13 protein-coding genes are annotated in these 16,067 nt (G+C 62.2%); 1 reads left to right on the top strand and 12 read right to left on the bottom strand.

Going from position 1 to position 16,067, the window contains the following annotated elements:
- Nucleotide 1 precedes the first annotated feature (1 nt).
- The 12 genes from QSJ30_RS01780 to QSJ30_RS01725 form a co-directional block, all read right to left on the bottom strand.
- Complete coding sequence (locus QSJ30_RS01780) at nt 2-616, bottom strand: hypothetical protein (RefSeq protein ID WP_285606069.1); 615 nt, start codon at nt 614-616, stop codon at nt 2-4.
- Nucleotides 616-4,155 carry a BREX system P-loop protein BrxC gene (gene brxC / locus QSJ30_RS01775; RefSeq protein ID WP_285606068.1) on the bottom strand — a complete coding sequence of 1,180 codons (3,540 nt, stop codon included), beginning with the start codon at nt 4,153-4,155 and terminating at the stop codon, nt 616-618. The genes QSJ30_RS01780 and brxC overlap by 1 nt, the downstream gene beginning before the upstream one ends.
- 12 nt (nt 4,156-4,167) lie before the next feature.
- Entirely contained in the window at nt 4,168-4,701 is a 534-nt protein-coding gene (locus tag QSJ30_RS01770) for a BREX protein BrxB domain-containing protein (RefSeq protein WP_285606067.1), read from the bottom strand.
- Between the two features lie 41 nt (nt 4,702-4,742).
- Nucleotides 4,743-5,519: a BrxA family protein gene (locus tag QSJ30_RS01765; RefSeq protein ID WP_285606066.1), complete on the bottom strand. Its 777-nt coding sequence runs from the start codon at nt 5,517-5,519 to the stop codon at nt 4,743-4,745.
- Nucleotides 5,519-6,094 (bottom strand): BrxE family protein, encoded by a 576-nt coding sequence (locus QSJ30_RS01760; protein ID WP_285606065.1) that lies wholly within the window; start codon nt 6,092-6,094, stop codon nt 5,519-5,521. The genes QSJ30_RS01765 and QSJ30_RS01760 overlap by 1 nt, the downstream gene beginning before the upstream one ends.
- A 754-nt stretch (nt 6,095-6,848) precedes the next feature.
- Nucleotides 6,849-9,542: a hypothetical protein gene (locus tag QSJ30_RS01755; RefSeq protein ID WP_285606064.1), complete on the bottom strand. Its 2,694-nt coding sequence runs from the start codon at nt 9,540-9,542 to the stop codon at nt 6,849-6,851.
- Nucleotides 9,543-9,671: 129 nt separating this feature from the next.
- Nucleotides 9,672-10,304 carry a hypothetical protein gene (locus QSJ30_RS01750; protein WP_285606063.1) on the bottom strand — a complete coding sequence of 211 codons (633 nt, stop codon included), beginning with the start codon at nt 10,302-10,304 and terminating at the stop codon, nt 9,672-9,674.
- A gap of 21 nt (nt 10,305-10,325) precedes the next feature.
- Complete coding sequence (locus QSJ30_RS01745) at nt 10,326-10,766, bottom strand: hypothetical protein (RefSeq protein WP_285606062.1); 441 nt, start codon at nt 10,764-10,766, stop codon at nt 10,326-10,328.
- 661 nt (nt 10,767-11,427) lie between these two features.
- Nucleotides 11,428-11,949 (bottom strand): hypothetical protein, encoded by a 522-nt coding sequence (locus QSJ30_RS01740; RefSeq protein ID WP_285606061.1) that lies wholly within the window; start codon nt 11,947-11,949, stop codon nt 11,428-11,430.
- Nucleotides 11,950-11,960: 11 nt separating this feature from the next.
- Nucleotides 11,961-12,356: a hypothetical protein gene (locus tag QSJ30_RS01735; protein ID WP_285606060.1), complete on the bottom strand. Its 396-nt coding sequence runs from the start codon at nt 12,354-12,356 to the stop codon at nt 11,961-11,963.
- Between the two features lie 80 nt (nt 12,357-12,436).
- The gene (locus tag QSJ30_RS01730) at nt 12,437-13,150 is read right to left on the bottom strand and encodes an exonuclease domain-containing protein (RefSeq protein ID WP_285606059.1); all 714 of its coding nucleotides are present in this window, start codon (nt 13,148-13,150) and stop codon (nt 12,437-12,439) included.
- Nucleotides 13,151-14,184: 1,034 nt separating this feature from the next.
- Complete coding sequence (locus tag QSJ30_RS01725) at nt 14,185-15,270, bottom strand: DUF3187 family protein (RefSeq protein WP_285606058.1); 1,086 nt, start codon at nt 15,268-15,270, stop codon at nt 14,185-14,187.
- A gap of 98 nt (nt 15,271-15,368) precedes the next feature.
- Between QSJ30_RS01725 and QSJ30_RS01720 the strand changes: the two genes are divergently transcribed.
- A complete protein-coding gene (locus QSJ30_RS01720; protein ID WP_285606057.1) occupies nt 15,369-16,034 on the top strand; it encodes a TetR/AcrR family transcriptional regulator in 666 nt (221 codons plus the stop codon).
- The last annotated feature ends 33 nt before the right edge of the window (nt 16,035-16,067 follow it).

Raw genomic sequence — 16,067 nt, 5'->3', positions numbered from 1 at the left:
GCTACTCCGTCTCCACGCGCCAGAGCTTGACGGCGAGGTTCGGAATGTCAGAGGAGATCAGTGGCGTATGGGGGCCACCGAACTCCGCCTGATCCAGCAGCGCTCCGAAGGAATCGGGAGTATTGCTCTTATCCAGAACCAGAATGAGGTAGCGCTCCACATCACGCTTGGCAGGCCAACTTGTCGAGAGCCTCTGGTAGTCGCGAAGGAGGCTCCATGCCCCCATTTCGAAGGCGGAGAAATCGTCCTTGGTGAAGGTCAGTCCGCGCCTTTTGGGATCTCGTTGAAGCTGCTTCAGGCGATTGATTCCACAACCTGCGAGTCCCTTGGCGTAATAGTCGCTGACGCCCAGAAATTTGCACTCTGCAATCATCCGGAGTTGATCTCCCTCATATGCAGCAAAATCGATTTTCCCTCCTCGATGCTGGGCGGAAAGAGGATGGGAGTTCACTCGAAAGGATTCCTGGGCGAGTTGCTTCCCTCGGGTATTGAAATGAATGAAGGCATTGCCGTGCAGCCAGGTTTCCCGGCAGCCTTCGGCGGAACAGATAGTCGCAAGCTCCTTTAGGAACTCCGGACGGCTGAAAAAGGTTTGGAAGCGCTCGGCCCAGGTCATCACTGCAACACCACCTTCTTGCCGGATGCCAGCAGTGGCGCACAGGCGTTGCGGATCTCGTCGAGGGCCGCTTCCAGTTGGTCCGCGTTCTCGATACCGCCATTGAAAAACTGCGCCAGCTTAAGGCTCACCAGTCGTTCGCCTTCCAGCAGGCGCATCATCTCCTCCTGAGCCTTCTGGAGCCGCAGGGGGGCCGCATCCTTGTCGGCGCGAAGCTGGGGAACGGGTGGGGCCTGATCGCAGTAGGCGCTTGCCAGATCTGTGAGGGGCTTGGCGATGGTGGCCCGCTGGTCTTCATCCAGGTCGGCCCACCCGGTCATGCCCTGAAGGTGATGCAGGGCCGCCTCGTAGGCTTCGGCCCGCGCTGCCAAGGCGTCTTCCTGAAGCTTTCGGAAGGCGTCCTGGAGCTTCATGCCGAGGCGCTCGATCTCGGCCACTTCCCGGTGGAAGCTCTCCTTCTCAATGAGGTCCTTCAGCCGAGCCCCAGCATCTTTGAGGTCTTCCGGAAGCTCCGGTTCGGTGCTCAGGAAGGCCCAGGGGCCGCGAAGCACCTCGCGGGCCTTCTGGAGTGAGAAGAGCTTTGGCTCGTCCAGGTTCCGCTTCAGTTCCGAAGCCTGCTGGATGGCGTCCTTCAGGGTGGTGTGGTTGCTGCGGAAGGCCTGGATGGTGTGCTCTTCCTTGCCTCCCCGAACATCCCGGGCCAGATCGAGGGCCTGCTGGATGGTTTCCTCGCCGGGGAGGTTGTGGCGGATCAGCAGCGTGTGCATGGCCTGGAGCTCCTGCTCCTGGCGCTCCAGTTCGGCGCGGATGTCCTGGGCGACCTTGCCCTGTTCCAGTTCCTTGGCTTCCTTCCCGAAGGTGGCCTTGAAGGCCTCGGCGGCCTGCAATACCACGGCGAAATCCACAGTCTCCTTGGGGCGGAAGGAGGCCTGTCGGAAGGCGGTGTTGTTGGTGAAGGCGGTCTTGGCCTCCATGCTCCGGGCATCGTCGAAGCTGCGGCCCGCGCTCTGGACCTCGATCAAGCCCGCCCGGAGGAGGCAGAGGACCAGGAGCTTCACCATGTCGAAATCCCAGCCGAAGGGCTCCTTGCGGAACTGCTCCTCCAGCATCTTGCCGGTGATGGTGTTGCCATAGTCCGCCGCAGCCTTAATACGGGCCAGCGCATCCGATAGTGGCGGGCGCTCCGCGTCGAAGCGGGCTTTACCGCCCTCCTCCTTGAGCAGACCGAGCTTGTTGAAGATCGGGGTCAGCCCCTTGAGGCTGTCGGCCCCCATGAGGGCCTGAAGATCCTTCGCATCGACACGGGCCGCAGCCTCGTCGAAGCGGTGGTAGACCTCCGGCAGAGCCTGTCCTAGAAGGGCCTTCACGGCAGCGTCGACGGAACTGGCCCCTGCCGGGCTGCGGTCGTTGCCCCGGAAGTAGACGGTGCCACCCAGGACGGCCTCCTTGAGCCGACGGCGGAGCTCGTCCTTGTGGTTGCCCATGCGCCGCGTCTCTTCGCTATGGAGGTGGCTCTGTTCCGGCGTCTGGGCTTCCCTGCGCTTGATGTTGAGGATCTCCTGGGAACGGAACAACTCCCGGAGCTCCTCCTCCAGATCGGGATTCGTGGCACAGGCCCAGAAGAGGGTGAGGGGCTCGGTCTGGCTTCGGCGGCGTAGGTCTTCAAGCCGTTCTGCGTATCCGGCCCCTTCCTCCAGGAGGTGCAGGTTCACCGGGATGTCCCCATCCACGAGCTCGGTGCTGTTGAAGAGCAGGCCCGCCTTGAACTGCTTCACGCCCTGGAGGTTCTGGGAGGGCTGAGGCTCCCAGAAGGATGTGAGCATGTCCCGCAGCAGCTTGTTGCGGTCGGGCGTCCTGAGCTCAAGGGCGTTGCGGCGGCGCTCCCAGTCGTCCTCGACAGGACTTGGGATGCGGTACTGGCCCTTGCCGTCCTGGCGCACTAGAAGGGCCCTTTCCAGTTCCCCGAGGGCCTCCTTGACCTGCGGCAGGCGGGAGTCGGCGTCGATGTAGGGGTGGAGCACCGCCGCGAGGTTCTCCGGCGTACGGGGCACCGTGGGCACGAACTGGAGGAGGCAGATGGCCTTGGCCACGTCGGGGGCCAGAGGGTGCCCCACATGCTGGCCGGTTTCCTGGATCTTGCCCCGGATCTCGCTCTCGATGTTGCCGCTCACGAGGTCGTACACCTTGTCGAGCGTGACCAACTGTCCGAGGGGCTTGTCCGCCAGGGCCACACCGGGGTTCACCAGAAGCTGCTGGGCGAGCTTGATGATCGTGCGGTTCGCGCCGCCCACGTGCTTGGAGGCACCTCCCTGCGTGCGGAGGCCCGAAACGATCTGGATGATCAGATCCACCTGGTAGGGAAGCACCGGGTAGAGGTCTGCGAAGGCCTGGGCGGAGAGCTCTGGCAGCTTGATGGAGGCTTCGACCTTGGTGCTGGCCGTCAGCCGCGCACGGCATTCATCAAAGAGCTTGCGGAGCTTGGCCTCTGCGGCAGAGTTCTTCTCCAACACTCGCTTGCTGGTGACTTCGCTGATGTCACTGGGCTCCAGATGGACTTGGAGCTCCAGAGGAAAGCGATCCATGACGCGAGCCAGTTCCACGGTGCGGTCATCCAGGCCACTCACGAGTTCCGTCAGCTTTTCCTGGGACGTGACGACGAGCCAGAAACGGCCACGGCCCGTCTTACCAAGCTGCTGCACGATGGCCTGGAGATCCAGCATCTTCTGGACATCCTTGGATACGAACTGGCCCACTTCGTCCACGACGAACATCAGCGCTTTGCCAGGGGCCCGGCGATCCAGGAGGGTCTTGCAGCGGGTGGCCAGGAGGCCAGGATTCAACTCCGCTTGGGAGCGGGCCCCTTTCGCCCATGAGTCGGCCTCAGGATAAGTCTGGGGTTCCAGCTTGCTCATCACCGCCGATGCACGGCCCATGGCACGGCTGACGAGGTGCTTGGACTTGTCCCAATCCTCGCCGTAGAGCTCGTGATAGGTCGCCTTGAAGGCCTCCAGGCGGCCCCCTTCCTCCTCCGCGATTTCAAGCTCGGCAAGATCCAGGTTCTTGGCATATCCGAGACTCTTGAGGAGAGCCTTGTAGGTGATTTCCGTCAGGGGCTGCCCGGCCTTGATGTCCCTCTCGGTGGAGACATCAAAGATCACCACATGGGTGGGGATGCGCTCGTTGATGCCGTGAAGCAGCAGGGAGGCCTTTTTGTCCTTGAACCGTTCCGCAAGAAGATCTGCGGCCCCTTGGCCCTCCAGTGGGCGGTTCTCCACGCCCACGCCGAGGTACTTGGCGAAGCTGGATTTGCCGGACCCAAAGAAACCTGAGACCCAGATGCCAATGCCCTCGTGGGGCTTGTTGGGCGTCTCCATGTAGCGATCCAGGAGCTTGATGAAGGAGCTCTGGATGGCGTCCGTGGCGACGTATTCGCGGATTTCCTGGCGGACAAGGCTCTCGTCGTCCTGGTCCACCTTGATCACTTCCTCGATGCGCCGGTCGATGTCCTGGGCGAAGAGGGTTCGGATGAGTTCGGTCATGGCACCAGTCCGCTAGAAAATCTTGGGTCGGTAGTTGTGTTCAGCTTCAAGCTGGCCCATGAAGCGCAATCCAGCCGGGCCATCCAGCGAACCTGGGTAGCAGAGGATGGTGGGGGCCACGACCTTGCCCTTGAGTTGTTCCAGCAAGGCAAAGGTCCGGTAGAACGGGAACAGCGAGCCTGTCCGCCAGAGGAAGACCACATCCCGTTCGGGGTCGGGATCCTGGGGCATCTCGGAGGCCACCAGATCGGGCAAAGGCGCTTCTTCAGAGAGGATCTGGTGGAGGGTGTCCTGCACTTCGGGTAGGCCGATGGTGCGCTCGTCGGAGATGAGCTCGGGCCAACTCATGACTGAACCCACAGCCTTGTCCAGAAGCTCCGCCAACGAGAGCACGGACACGCGCTTGGCCGCCTGGTTCCGCAGGCGAGTGGCCAGCAGGTTCATCTCGCGTCGAAAGGCCAATTCCTCGGATGGGGGGTAATGGAAAATGGCGTACGGCATGTCATGGTAGGCGCTGATGTCGGGCCGTGGGTCCGGCTTCGCCAACAGGGCCTCCAGATCGAGGAGTCGTTCCGTCCAGGGCTTCATCAGGACCACCCATTCACAAGGTCGAGCAGATTGGCGTGGGGAAGCGTGAGCTCCACCAAGCTTCCTGCCGCGTGGTATTCCAGCTTCCGGTACTGATGGAGGCGCAGGAGCTCTTGCTTCACGGCCTGCGAGTCCATCAAGAAGATCCCCCAATCCGGGGCCTCGACTGCCTTGCGCGGGCTACCCTCGCGATCCAGCAGGAATCGAAGGGCATAAATAAAGCAAGGCTCCGGGAGGTGGTAGGTCGCCAGGGTCTTTACCGTGCCACCTTCCATGAGGCCGAAAATGGCAGCGGCCTTCAGCAGGCCCGTTGCCACGCGCTTGGTGGTCGCCTCGGACCAGGGCTCGGCCACCGGGCCGCCCTTGTCCCAGAGCTTTTTCAGGGCCGGTAGGAGGTCTTCGGGCTTGAAGCGCACGAAGCCTTCCCGGAGTCGGGGGCCAAGCCAATCGAGCAGGAACATGCGGAGCAGATACTCGTCCTGGGCCCAGTGCCAGAGGAGCAGGTGCTTCCAGGATTCGAGACCCGGATCCTTCTGGGCCAGGAGCGTCAGCGGCTTGTCCTTGCCATTGGGGTCGAAGCGGCTGTGCAGCACTTTGTAAACATCGCGCAGCCAGTTCACGCTGGCGGCCCCCACGAAGTTTTGCTCCTTGAGGCGCTTCAGGTTCTCGTTCTGATTCAGCTTCCAGTCCCAGGCCCGAAAGCAGGCGTAGGTCTCCTCGACCATGGGGCCCTTGATCACACCGTACGAACTGACCGTTGCCTCAGGTGCCGCCATCAGGCCTCCTGAAGGCGCACGAAGGGGACCACCGGCTCCCCATGCTGGCCGAAGGAGAAGCCCACTGCGAGACCATCCACCGACGCTTGGTCGAGGCTAGGAAAGGTCCCCAGCGCAAGGGAGGCTGTGGCAGGGGCCGCCTGGGCCGTGGCCACATCCATGCCTGGGGACCACAGATCGAAGGCCTTCAGGGCTTCCGTCAGTGAGGGAGACTTCCACTCCTTCAGCCGATCAAAGAAGGGTTTCCAGGCCTCGTTCTCCCCAATCCAGCGGCCCCAGGCATGCTCAAACTGCTCCTCAACGGTGGCCGGTAGGCTCCAGAGGGTGATGGCCGTGGGATCTGGGAAGCGTTCCTGGCAACGGGCCCGCGCCACCTCGAAGACGACTTTGGCCTGGGCCCAGTGATGCGACCTGGGGAATCCGCGCCGATAGGCCATGGCCCCCATACTGCCGAGGACATCCTTCGTGCCCCACCAGCCAGCTAACCCGAGCTCCCCAACCCTAGCCACGACAAGACGAAGCTTCAGCAGGCGGTCGAAGTCCAGGGGCTGCAAGGAAGTGTATTGGGCTGACATGATTGGAGCTTATCAGTTAAACGAGATGCAATTGCGTTGATTCAAGTGGAATTCGTCAAGTACTGATGGCACCAACAGGGTTCCTGCTTTGGTGGCTATGCGAACCTTATTGCTTGCATCCTGGGCCACATGAAGAAGCATCCTTGCCCTCCAATTCCCGGAGAGCACGGTTCCACCTGGCGATGATCAGTTGAAGCGGTTGTTCATCGACATCCAGGGGCTCTCCAACCCAAGAGAGCATGTATCTGTCCTTTGGACCGACAGAGCGCGAGCTGTAACGCCGAGAGGGTGGATCTTGAGGCTTCAGTGTCCCTTTCGGGGTGATGAACCGAGAGGTTCTGTTTTTCCTGCGGGAGTTCAACAAGTTGGCCGCCGCTTCAAGCGTCCAAGAGTCTGGTATCAGGTTCGTGAAGTCGGACAGAGGAGATCGGGTATTGATTTCGGTTACCACCAATGCGTGAACATCCCCTTCCAGAACCAGTGCCGGAAGTTCTTCGATCTTCCATTGCGATCCTTGAACCCGCCGCTTCTCGATGGCCCGGCGAGCTTCGATCATGGAGAGGTGATAGGCCAGGTGGCCTGGGTATTTCAGGCTGAATGTCTCATTCCATGCCGATCTGCGATCGTGGAAGTAATAGACGCAGCCCCGAAAGCTGGCTCGAATTGGCTCTTCAAGAGCCGGTCCTTCCCAGGTATCCCATGGATGAAGCGAGGGAGATGTTTGGTTCGTCGATGCCATTTCAAAGCCCTTTGCTTAATTCGCCCTGGACCGGAGAAATCCCGCGGCTCGATCGACGGCCCGAATGATGGAGTCCCGCCCATGGCCAGTGCAGGCGAACCAAAGCTTGCCGTGCTCTCCAGCCAGGCGACGGACATGGCGGCCGAATTGGGTGCGGTTGAACCGCATGACGACCAGCGCATCATGGCCGGGAAGCCTCCGCTTGACATCCTCTAGGTCGAAATTCCAGTTGCTACTCCAGGCTGGATGAAGGAACTCGACCGTTAGGTGCCGATCCTGGCGACGGAAGTGCTCTTTGATGGCATGGTCGTAGCGTTCCTGGACCTCATTGCCCCCCACCAACAGCACAGAGACGGGGTGGGGTTGCCGAGCCTCCTCGACTAGGCGGGTCGATTCGATGATTTCATTCGCCCACCGGTGTTCCATGTCCAGTTCGGCCGCGTTCAAACCACAAGCTCGAGCCAAATCCAGGTATTCAGTCGCCAGTTCAGCCTGACTTTGGCCCAGGGCCAGCCTCGCCAGCTGGGCCAAGACAAGCCCTTCAGACCGACGTTGACCCCTTACCTGGTGGAGCAGTCGAATGGCTTCGAGTCGCTCGAAGTCTTCAAGGATCGCCCCTGCCCGGTCGGGATCTTCAAGGACCGAGAGGTATCCCGCACTCAATCGTTCATGGGTTAGGGCTAGCTCCTCCATGTAGGCCAAGCAGCCTTCGGATTCGACTTGATTTCCCGATCGAAGATGAGCCGACAAAAGCGCCTCTAGGTCCCTCCAGCGACCATTTGGAGTCCGGTCCTTGGATTGGGCGCGCTTCTCGAGCAGCTTCAAGACGGCGGGACTCGATTCCAGGAATTCCTTTCTGCGAAGGTGCTCTTCCAGGATTTCCGGGCATCGCTGCTCGAAGTCTTCAAGAATGCTGAGACATGCGGGATGGGAGCTCGCCCGAATCACCTCGATGGCCCGTTTGAAGAGATCAAGGGGGAGCTCCGTAATTCTTCCATCATCTAATGCGCGATGGATCAGGTCGTGAGCCTTGTCGAATTGCGACTCGTCCATGGCCAGCAAGATGGCCACGGACAGGGCCATGCAGAGCTGATTGAAGAATCGAGAATCCGGATAGACCTCTTCTCGAGACAGGGCCATCTCATAGGCCATTTCCAGATGCTGGAGCGCCTCATTTTCCTGATTTCTGTGGAGAAGGCTCACAATCCCAAGCATGTAGGCGGCTCCAGGGGCCACTCCACCCGACTCTATGGCCGCCATGCAATCGGGGAGGGCCGCTTCGAGTTGTGGAAGGAGTGATCCAACTTCCTGGTTCCGGATCGGCAGCGCAACATCGTCGAGCCATTTTTTCTTGGCCGCGCAAAGCGCCATGTCGGTCCGAAGTTCCGCCACGGCTCCGCCGTCTCGCAGCAGGTGCTCGAAATGGGAACGGGCTTCTCGAAATGCTCCTTGCGCGCGGAGCACCTGTCCCCATCGTCGCTCGCATTCGTATAGCAATTCTGGTGGGCACCCCTCGGCGATCTCTTCAATGGCGAGGAGTTCCCTGCCCTTCCCCAGCACCCGCTTGGCTTCCTCAACCCTTCGGGAGCGGACCAGATGCCGTCCTTCCCGGATGAGGCCAGGAATGAACTTCCCGGGACACAGCCGCACCAGCTCAGGCTTCAGAATGGTGCAGGCATCCTGGAAACGCCCAGAATGCAGCAAGGATTCGGCCACATGCGGCATGGCACCCTTGGCAGGCCCCTCGAATCGCCCTTCTGCCATTTGCAGAGCGAGATCCGTCGCGTCATCAAACGCGAGGCAGATGTCGTCCCTGCGATCGTAGCGCGCCAAGGCAATGATCTTCCCTGCCCATTCCCAAGCTCTGCGCTCCTGATTCTCTTCTTGCCTGGTCGGGACAAAACTGGGCCCTGTGAGCGCATGCAGGAACCCGCGATGGAAGTAGGACTTAGTCCTAGTGGTGTTCAAGTAGATCAGCTCTTCAACCAGATCTGCCACTTCCTCGGGAGGAAGGCTGCCGTCGACGCCAGCCACAGAGTCAACGGCTGCGCGAAACAGCAACTTGTCCAGGGCTGAGAATTCCTCGGATGGAACAGCCGAGGTCTCAGATTCTTCAGAATCAGAGACACTCGGTTCTTCAGATTCTGGGAGCGGTTCGGCCTCAGCGCCCTCGACCCTTGGCACAGAGGTGGATGAACCAGGTTCCAGTGGGAGCAGGGACTCCACTTCCTCTTTCAATTCTGGGCAGGCGTGCTCGAGGATCAGGAGGACTTTCGTTTCATCTTCAGTAAAGGACTTCCCGGCAAGAGCGCGCAAATCATCCCTGACCGACGCAAGCACCGATTCAGACAAGGGCAGGTTGGGACTTAGTTTTAGGGCTTCCTGGCCCACCGGATCGGGGATGTCCGCTTCCGGCAGATTGGGTACGAGCTTCCGGCGATTTTCAGCCAACTCCCCAGAACGGAGCGAAGAGAGCAGCCCGAGAAACAAGAATACGAGCGCCACCGGATGCTCGCGTCTGATGAGGAAGCTGACGACTTTCTCGGGGGTGTCCCTGTTTGGGTTGGGCGGCCGGATTCCCCCTTTGGGAGGGATGGTTTTGAGCATTGAAGCCAAGACCGCCTTTGGGACTTTCGAGGCCCCCTGGCTCATGGCCGCCTGAATCTCCGGGTCCTGCAGTGCCAAAATAATTCGAGGTGTGGCGGACATGGGGCGGCCTAAGAGATGAGATCGGTAGTCGTGGCAAGAGGAAAGAAATTCTCAGCGCTTGAGAATCAAGCTGGTTGGCGCCTGGGTCGCTCATTCGTCATCATTTCCAGAGAACCCGAGTCCATTGGCTCATGACAACTCCTCCTCAACCTCATGGACACTGGCAATCTCCACAATGTGGGCGGGAAGTGCCTTATGGGCGGCCAGAGTCAGCTGGTGCGCGAGATCCAGCGCGATCTCGGGTGAGACCTCGATGGCGCACTCCTCGACCTTGTCGTGGGTGGGGAGGATGCGGATGAGAATGCTCTGCCCTATGTAGAAGGGTTCCCTCAAGCGCCCTTGGTATTCCATTTGGAGCCGGTTCAGCACCATCCACCGAATCGGGTCGATGCGCTGGGTCCAGTCCCAGCCGACTTCTTTCAAGGCAAAGAGGTGCTCGCCGATCTCGGCCACCATATCCTCTGTGAGCACGCACCCTCTGGCGAAGGAGGAGCCCCCCACCCTGGCGTAGGGACATTTCTCCCCTACCAATGCGCCCTTCAGGGCGAGCAACTCTGCGTCATTCAGTCTCCGCGAATAGCTGTGACCCGCATGGGCCAGTTCCTTAGCCTCTGACATGGTCTGAGGGGGCTGTCGCTCGGAGAAGCCTGTGTAACCAACCTGGAGGGCATACTCCCCGGGAGCCTTCCGGGGGAATCCGTAGGAAAGACTGCCACGGATGCCGTGCTCGTTTTCGTAGACCAGCGAAACTTGGATCGACATCCGGGATTGCCTCCGTCTAGTTCAGTGTTGCTTGATCAGGCCGAGAAGGTCCTTGGACGTGTAGCGACTCGTAACCAAGGCAATGCGCTCGTCCAAGGAGCCTCGCTCACTCCCTTCAAATGCTCGGACGCACCCTTCGACGAACGCCAGCAGGGCCGGTGAGAAGGTGTTGTCCAGCTCCCAAAACCCTGTGACCTCGCCGGTCTGGTTATCCCGAAGAATCACCTTGAAGCGGGTCTGATCGGCCATGGCGGCGATGCGCTGGCGGATATCCGCTCCGGTGGGATCGAGGAAGTGCTCGTAGTGGACCAGGGACCTTCCCTGATGGAGCAGGTGCCACATCAACAAGCCCACGGGGCCCGCATCCGTGTGCAACGCCATGGGCGTCACCTCGACCGTCAGCTCCTCGAGGGCACCGTATCGCTCCGCCCACTCGGGCTCCTCGAAGATTTCGAGGAACATCTCTTCACCATGTCCGATGTTGAAGTCTAGCCAAGCGAAGGAAGCACCGCACCGTCCCACCTCTTGGGAGCTGAGTGGGGGGAAGACGAGATGGACGGGGCCCCCAGTCCAGCGATTGTCCTTTTTCATAGCTGACCCCGATGCCGACACACCCCTTGGCGGATCTGGTCGGTGTCCTCTTTGTCGGACCACGTCGAATGGGGCGCGTGCTGGGCCCGCTCTAGGGGATCTGGGCTCCAGCAGGGCATGCGGTCCAGGGTGGTCCATTGGCATGCATCGACCATCGCCTCCAGGTCCGCAGGGTGGTCGGCCCGCCCTTCAATTGGATTGGGGAGGGTCAGGGAAGAGATGACCTCGGCCCCCGTCCCCTCCTCCAGGTGCCAGATTACTTTGACGGACTCGGGGTGAGCCCAGGGATCGAGGTAGGTCACATCCACGAGGGAGGTCACCCCGTTGAGGTCCCCGTGGTGGGGAAGCAGGTCGACTCCCCGTCCGAATCGGCGGCGACGTTTTAAGAACTGCCCGGGTTGTGGCTGAGTCATATGTAGGGATCCTGTTTGATTCTAACCACCTTGAAGTAATCTATTTTTCACCTCGCCGCAATAAGTGATCGAGTGCATCAGGGTGGTGTTGCTGTACTCAACCATCCGTGAACGACGGCTTATCGAGTGGTTGCCACGCCCTTCTCCTGCCGCATCTGGGTGGTCAGGTGCTTGCGCTGAACCTCGAGGGCCAGGGCATCCATGACGGACTTGTAGAGGGCAGGATCGGTGACGGCCTGCACGTCGGTGTTGGCGCCGGCCATGTTGAAGGTGCCGTGGGTGATGTTCACGCGGACTTTGGTGTTGGCGTCGTCGATCGGATCGAAGGTGAAGGAGACTTCGTAGGAGTCGCCCTTCTTGGCCTGGTAACCGGCGAAGAAGGCGCCCCAGAACTTCTCGGCGCCGGAGAGATCCTTGGCCTTGTGGGCGGAGATGAGGCCCGCGTCCTTGGCAGCCTGGCGGATCTGGTAGGCGTTGTCCTGGAGATAGGTCATGGTGGACGCGAACACCGTTCCGTAGGGCACTTCGAAGGAGCGGGTCTGGGCCTGGCGGAGGGCCATCTGCTGGTCCGGTGTCAGCTCGGGCGGCGCACAAGCCACGAGGAAGAGGAGGGCCGGGGTGATGAGTAGAGTTCGGCGCATGTGTGGGGCTCCTAAAAGGCGGTCTGGAGGACCTTGTAGTCCACGACCACGTCGTGGGTATCGAAACGGATGAGGAGATCGAAGGAGTAGCTGCCGCTGCGGCTGAAGCCGGTGCTGCTCCCACCTGAGGCAATGAGCATCCAGGCGCCCACATGGCTGGAGCTCACCTCGGTAGCCGTTCCCTGCCGGGTGTAGTTCCAGACCTCGCCGTTCCTGTCCTTGGTGGCGATGTTGGGGGAACCAAACCACTCCAACACCTGGGCCTTGGTGGTCTTGCCGTTCTCCAGGCGGGTCTGGACCGCACCCAGGGTGAGGTTGCCCTTGTTGGGGTCCGTCGCCGGCGGGGCGCAGCCGATGCTGGCCACCAACAGCGCGCCCCCCAGGACATTGATTACTCGAGCGATCATTGATTACCTCCTGATCGCTGAGTCTCCGCCAATGGGTTGGACAAAGGGTGTCCACTCCATCAGGGCGCTTATCTCCAGGTCTACCCTTCCGGCGAGACCAAGCCTTCCGCCAGATGGCGAAGGGCCGTTTTGCCGTCGGGCATGGTGTGCTCCAGGAGTCGGTACAGGGCTGCCACGTCGCCGGCCGCTCGGTGGCCGGGAACCGGAAGGCCAAAATGCCTACAGAGGGTCTTCAGGTTGGCGATGGGGCAGCCGAACTCACGCCAATCCACGCCGCGGTAGGAGCAGGCCCAGAACATGCCCTTGAGCGCGGGGATGGCCTTGGTGAGAAAGCGCCTGTCGAACGAGGCATTGTGCGCGACCACGATCCTGACTCCAGACAGCACACGGTCGAGCGCACCTTCGTCCAGGACCTGCCCCAGCAGGTGCCCCAGGGGGATGCGGTGGACCCTCATCGAGAAGAGGTTGACGGGGTGAGGCCCCGGATCCTGGAGTCCCTGATAGGCGTCCAAGGCGCCAAGGAGCCGGGAACCCCCTTGGGGCCGGCGATCCACCACGACCTTCAGAAGCGCCACCTCCACGGCCCGATGGCGCTCGGCGTCGGGCCCGCTGGTTTCGCAGTCCGCCAGCAGCAGCAAGCCGTGGCGGCTGAGGTCAAGCTTCCCCTGGAACGCAGGCACACCCTCGAAGGCAGTGGGGGTCTTCGGACCATCGAACGCTGCCGACGGATTCCGTCCCCAGATCACGGTGTGGTCGAAGCCGAAGCCCCGGATCAGACCGTTGATCTCGGCCATGACTCGAGGGTCCCAGCACATTCGCCAACAGACACGGTACAGATCCTCTTTACAGATCCCAAGCCTGTGCGAAGCCTGCTCCAGCGTGAGGCCAGCCATGGCGAGGAGATCGATGACGGAAGCTCCCGGAAGCCCCGTATCCGGGTGACACTCTTCCATGACGGCGTCCCGAACTGCTTTCAAGATGAGTGAAGGGGTAGACATGGACATGCTCCTGGTGAGCACCAACGGGTGCGGCTCCAGCAAAGCCGGCCCCGCCGCGCTTCTCACTTCGCCGAAGTGCCTATCGCGCCTGCGGATAGAAGGAGGTTCTACCCTCATCACAGCGATGTGTCGCATGGCACATCTGTGTGCTGCCCGGAGCACACCGACGTGCTTCCGCCGACACATCGATGTGCTGCAGAAGGTCCCCTCCGGACCCCAGTTTCTGCTGCACACATCGCAGCACAGGAAGGGATAGCCCCATTGATATCAGACAACTTACTCGGCCCACTTTGTCGCCATCTGACGGGAGGGGCCTTAATCTCGCAGTCTTTACAAAAATATTATTATCAACAATTAACATGCAGCACCTGGCCGCATGTTCGATCGTCATCCATTGGTTCGAATCCTCTCGCGCCGACCAAAACACCAGAGGGGCCCTCGAAAGAGGGCCCTTCTGGTGTTTTGACCATTCGGGACGAGAGGATTCGAACCTCAGGCCGGGGGTGCCCGGTTCGGCAGGCGCCGCCCGGGCGCCTGCACTCACCACCCCCTTTGGCCTTCGGCCGAGTGGGATCGCCCGAGGCGTGCCTTGATGGCACGCCGAAGCGAGACCGGCGGCTGGCGCAGCCAGACGCAGTTCGAATCCCGCTCTGGTGGGTCGGCACCAAATACGGAGCACGGCCAACCTCCGAGTGGGACCGCGGAGACAGCGCGGTGCACTGTCGGGAGCGGGGACCGGCGGCTGGCGCAGCCAGACACAGTTCGAATCCCGCTCTGGTGGGTCGATCCCAAATATGGAGCACGGCCAACCTCCGAGTGGGATTTCCGCCCTACGGCCGCACCGCCAGCCTCAGCGCCAGCCCCATGTCCGCGGTGTTCTCGTGGTTCGTGATGTTGTTGATGTAGCTGAAGGTCAGGGCGGTGCGGGGGCCCAGGCGGACATGCACGCCGACGTCGTGGATCACGGAGGGCTTGTCCAGGGTGGCCCCCGGCCCCTGGGAGGTGAGCGCATCGTGGTAGAGGAGGACGAGGAATGGCCGCACCCGGGTCCACCCGCGCCACTCCCAGCCCAGGTGGCCGGCGATCTGGTCCTTGATCAGGAAGGGGTTCGGGGCCGCTCCGCCCTTGAGGCCGCGGCGCAGGTAGGCCGCCCCCCCGTTGACGACCAGGTTCCCCGCGGGACGCCACTGGAAACCCAGACCGGCGCTCGAGTCCCAGTCCGAGCGGAACTGCCCGGCGAACCGGGTGGCGGGCACCTGCAGCGCCCCCAGGAAGCTGACGGTCAGCCCGGGACTCTCGTGGAGGCGGTGGATGACGGCGACCACGGGATCCACGGGGTGGAGGCGGATCGCCGTCTGCGAGAAGAAGACCACCTGGCCGTTCTGGATGATGACGGAGGTGACCTGGTCCCGCGCGATGGCCTCCCGCCCCGCCTGTTCGAACCCGAGCCGGTGGACCCCCTCGATCAGCCCGTCCATGAAGCCGCCGTCGACGCTCTGCCAGCCCAGGGTCAGCGCCAGGTCGGTCTCCGGACTCAGGCCGTACCGGAAGCTGAGCTCCGTGCGCTGGACCTCCGCGTCGAAGTAGTAGATCAGCGGCTCGTCCGCCAGGGAGGCGGCGAACGCCTCCGCTCCCGCCCGATCCACGGTGAAGCGACCGGAGGCATCCCGCCGCAGGCGCTCCTTGATCAGATCCGAGAACTCGAAGGTGTTCGAGCGGGTCACCTGGAACGAGAACCGCCATCGTCCCTGACCCACAGTCTGCGCCCCCACGGGCCAGTAGGTCAGCGGGACCAGGTTCAACGGGAAGAGATCCCGGCTGGAGGGCGGGCCCGGGTCGGGCCAGGCCTCCTCCGGCTTCGCGACAAGGGGGAGGGCCAGAGCGAGGATGAGGCCTGCAGCGCTGCTTCGGATCATGTCCCTGCCCGGGTGGGTGCGACGGCCGGCGGGGCCGCGGGTGCCTGGCCAGTCCGGCCCGCGGATCGGAGGGAAGTATGGCTATCCTGGGATCCAGCATGGAACCCAAAGCCCCAGACACACGCACGTCGCTGCTCCAGGCCGCCCTGGTGTGTTTTGCCGACCATGGATTCGACGGCACGAGCATGCGGATGATCGCGGAGAAGGCCGGGCGGCCCCTTTCGCTCCTGTCCCACTACTTCGGGAACAAGGAGGGGCTGTATCTCGAGGTGTTCAAGTACATCTTCGAGACGTCGACGCCGCAGTCGCCACACCCCGCGCCGGGCCTGGACCTGGATCCGCGGGACCGGCAGGGGGCCGTCCGCCTGCTGCGCGAGCAGATCCACTTCATGTACCAGCAGGCCGCTCCGGACGCGGCCCAGGCCCGGCCCTTCCAGGACCACCGGGCCCGGCTCTGGGTGCGGGAGTTCCGCTCCCCCCGCGCCAGCCTCCATCCGATCATCCACGAGTACCTCAGCCCGACGGCGGACCTGATCCGCAAATGCATCGGGGTGCTCCGCCCCGAACTGAACGCCGCGCAGGTGGCCTTCCTCAGCGCCACGATCATGGGCCAGGTGGCGGGCCACGGGACGATGTCGGGCCTCAACAAGGTGCTGTGGGGCGAGTACCCGCCCTTCGGCAGCCATTTCCAGGAGGCGGAGCTGCTCGTGGAGTTCTGCCTGCAGGGCCTGCGGACCGACCTGCCGGCCCCGCACGAGGGCTAGACCCGCAGGCCGGGGAGGTGCACCCCCCCGGTC

This window comes from Geothrix edaphica (genome assembly GCF_030268045.1).
GTDB classification, from domain to species: domain Bacteria; phylum Acidobacteriota; class Holophagae; order Holophagales; family Holophagaceae; genus Geothrix; species Geothrix edaphica.
The sequence above is the reverse complement of the archived record's forward strand: the minus strand, read 5'-3'. Positions and strand labels throughout refer to the sequence as shown.